Annotated in this window: 3 protein-coding genes; all 3 read right to left on the bottom strand. The window is 68.4% G+C overall.

Features of this window, described 5'->3' with window-relative positions; translation table 11 throughout:
• The coding region (locus tag DN412_RS42460) for an ABC transporter ATP-binding protein (RefSeq protein WP_133303194.1) at positions 1–1,621 on the bottom strand (1,621 nt) is incomplete at its 3' end.
• Positions 1,621–2,505, bottom strand: coding sequence for an ABC transporter permease (locus DN412_RS42465; RefSeq protein WP_115216941.1), 885 nt, complete (start codon positions 2,503–2,505; stop codon positions 1,621–1,623). The genes DN412_RS42460 and DN412_RS42465, both read right to left, overlap by 1 nt.
• A 31-nt stretch (positions 2,506–2,536) precedes the next feature.
• A partial coding sequence (locus DN412_RS42470) for an ABC transporter permease (RefSeq protein WP_425267499.1) occupies positions 2,537–3,492 on the bottom strand: 956 nt, incomplete at its 5' end.

The following is a 3,492-nucleotide window of genomic DNA, read 5'->3' on the forward strand; positions in this document are numbered from 1 at the left end:
TCCCGCCGTCGATATGCAGATCGACTTCGTCGATCCAGCCCCGCCGCAACTCGGGGACCGAGCGCGCCAGCAGGGCGTAGTAGGGGTGATGGGGTCCGCGGTCGTAGTCCTCGTGCGCGACCTGGGCCAGCTTGCGGCCATGCTGCATCACCACGATCTCGTCGCAGATCGAGCGCACGGTGTGCAGGTCGTGGCTGATGAAGAGATACGAGACACCCAGCTCCTTGCGCAGCTCGGCCATCAGGTCGAGGATGGCCGCGCCGACCACGGTGTCCAGCGCCGAGGTGATTTCGTCGCACAGGATCAGCTCCGGATCGGCCGCGAGCGCGCGGGCCAGGTTCACGCGCTGCTTCTGCCCGCCGGAGAGGCCACCGGGCGTGCGCTGGGCCACGCCGGCCGGCAGCCGCACCAGATCGAGCAACTGTCGGATCCGCGCCCGCTGGGCCTGGCCGCGCAGGCCGTGGAAGAACTGCAGCGGCCGCGCCAGGATCTCCTCGATGGTGCGCGCGGGATTGAGCGCGGTATCGGCCATCTGGAACACGATCTGGATGCGCCGCAGTTCATCGCGACTGCGTTCGGCCACCGTCGGCTTCAGCGGGTGGCCGTTGAAGGCAATGCTGCCGCGGCAGGGCGCCACCAGGCCGGCGATGGCACGCGCCAGCGTGGTCTTGCCCGAACCCGATTCGCCGATGACGCCGATCGCCTGGCCGCGATACAGCTTCAGGCCCACGCCCTCCAGGATCTTCGAGGCCGGCTGCCCATGCGCATCGACCGCGCCGTAGCCGGCGGACAGGTCGCGGACCTCGAGCAGCAGGGGGCTCTTGTCCGGGTCCACCGGCGCGCCGGGACGCTCGGTCGGCCGCGCCGCGGCCAGCAGGCAGCGCGTGTAGTCGTCGGCGGGCTGGTACAGGATCTGGTCGGTCTCGCCCAGCTCGCGCATCTTGCCATCGCGCAGCACCAGGATGTGGTCCGCCACCTGGGCCACCACGGCCAGGTCGTGGCTGACATAGACCGCGGTGGTGCGGCGTTCCTGCACCGCGCGGCGGAACACGCGCAGCACTTCGACCTGCGTGGTGACGTCCAGGGCCGTGGTCGGCTCGTCCAGGATCACCAGGTCGGGATCGGTGATCAGGGCCATTGCCGCCATCAGGCGCTGCAACTGTCCGCCGGAGACCTGGTGGGGGTAGCGCTCGCCGATGGAATCAGGGTCGGGCAGCGCCAGTTCGCGGAACAGCGCGACCGCCTTCTTCTCGGCAGCCTTGCGATCCATGAGCCGGTGGATCAGCGCCGGTTCGACCACCTGGTCCATGATGGTGCGCGACGGGTTGAACGAGGCCGCCGCGCTCTGCGCGATATAGGTGATCTCGCGCCCGCGCAGCCGGCGCTGTTCGCCCGGCGACAGGTGCAGCACGTCGGTGGTGCCGACCCGGATGCTGCCGGCGATCTCGCAACCGTGGCGCGCGAAGCCCATCAGCGCCAGCGCGGTGGTGGTCTTGCCTGAGCCGGACTCGCCGATCAGTGCCAGCACCTTGCCGGGCTCGATCTCGAAGTCCACACCATCTACCAACGTCGCCTGGCCTGCGGTGATGCGCAGATTGCTGACCTTTACGGACGTGCCCATTATTTGACTCCGTTACGTGCCGAGCGACCCGGCAGATTGTCGATGACGAGGTTGACGGCGAGGGTCAGGCTGGCGATGGCCAGCGCCGGCGCCACCACGGCCATGCTGCCTTCAGACAGCGCGCCGATGTTCTCGCGCACCAGCGAACCCCAGTCGGCATCGGGCGGCTGGATGCCCAGGCCCAGGAAGCTGAGGCTCGCGAGCAGCAGCACGACGTAGACGAAGCGCAGCCCCAGGTCGGCCAGCATCGGGCCGAGAATGTTGGGCAGGATCTCCTGCCGCATGATGTAGGCGGTGCCTTCGCCGCGGGTGCGGGCAACCGTGACGTAGTCCATTGCGTTGATGTTGACCGCCAGCGAGCGCGCGATCCGATAGGCGCCCGGGACGTAGATGATCGCCGCCGTGAGCGCGAGCATCCACACCGACGAGCCGAAGGCCGCGACCATGATCAGTGCGAACATCTTGCTGGGGATTGCCGTGAGCGTATCGAGGCCGCGGCTGAGGCCGGCATCGATCCAGCGCCCGCTGACGGTGGCGAGCAGTGCCAGCGTGATGCCGATGCCGCTGGCGCAAAGGGTCGAGACCAGCGCGACGCAGACGGTATAGCGCGCGCCCAGGATCACGCGCGTCAGCATGTCGCGCCCGAGGTAGTCGGTACCGAGCCAGTGCTGGACACTGATCGGGCCGAAGACCTGGATCTCGCCCGTGGGCGTGCCGTCATGGCTGATCAGGATCGGGCCAACCATGGCGGCAATCAGCCAGCCGATGAGGATCAGGCAGCCGATCCAGCCGGTGATCCCCAGTCTGGGCAGGCGCGGGCGGCGACAGCCTTGGTCGGGGGCGCTCACGGCGGGGGTGGCGTGCGTGTCGGAGGTAGGGGACATGAGTTGCAGCTCCTGCATGGCGTTCAAGGCTTCAGCGGTGGCGCAGACGCGGATTGGCGACGATGCCGCACACATCGGCAAGCGTGACGAGGATCAGGTACGCACAACAGAAAATCATGGCGCACACCTGGACCACGGGCATGTCGCGCTGGGCGACGCTGTCCACCATCAGCTTGGCGATCCCGGGGTAGTTGAAGATGGTCTCGATGATGATGACGCCGCCAAGCAGGTAAGACAGGCTCAGCGCCACGGCATTGGCGATCGGGCCGATGGCGTTGGGCAGGGCGTGGAACAGCACCATGCGGGTCGAGGATGCGCCCTTGAGCCGCACCATCTCGATGTAGGGCGCGTTGAGCTGGTCGATCACCGCCGCGCGGGTCATGCGCAGCATCTGCGCGACGATCACGCAGCACAGGCTCAGGACCGGCATGGCGAGCGAACGCACGATCTTGTCCCACGAATCGTCGGTGCCGATATAGGCGAGCGCCGGCAGCCAGCGCAGGTGGACCGCGAACAGCAGCACCGCCAGCGTGGCGACCAGGAACTCCGGCACCGAGACCACCGCCACCGCGCCCAGGCTGACGCTGCGGTCAAACCATGTGCCGCGGTAGACCGCCGCCAGGATGCCGAGGCCGAGTGCCACCGGCACCGAGATCAGCGCGGTCAGGCCGGCCAGCAGCAGCGAATGGCGCAGCCGGCTGCCGATGGCCTCCGACACCGGCATGTGGGTGACGAGCGACTCGCCGGCATTGCCGGTGACCATGCCGCCGAGCCAGTGCGCGTAGCGCACGGGCGCGGGGACATCGAGCCCCATCTGGGTACGCAGCGCGGCGAGGGCTTCGGGTGTGGCGTCCTGCCCGAGCTGCTCCTGCGCGGCATCGCCGGGCAATACCGCGGTGATGGCGAAGACGATGGCCGAGACGGCCAGCAGCGAGATCAGCGCCATTCCGATGCGCCGCGCCAGCAGACGCAAGATGAAGGGGTTCA

The organism is Cupriavidus lacunae (assembly GCF_003353055.1).
GTDB lineage: Bacteria > Pseudomonadota > Gammaproteobacteria > Burkholderiales > Burkholderiaceae > Cupriavidus > Cupriavidus lacunae.

Bases quoted from the DNA above. Each gene is read 5' to 3' on its own strand.
- DN412_RS42465 (WP_115216941.1), bottom strand. From the start codon at position 2,505: ATGTCCCCTACCTCCGACACGCACGCCACCCCCGCCGTGAGCGCCCCC.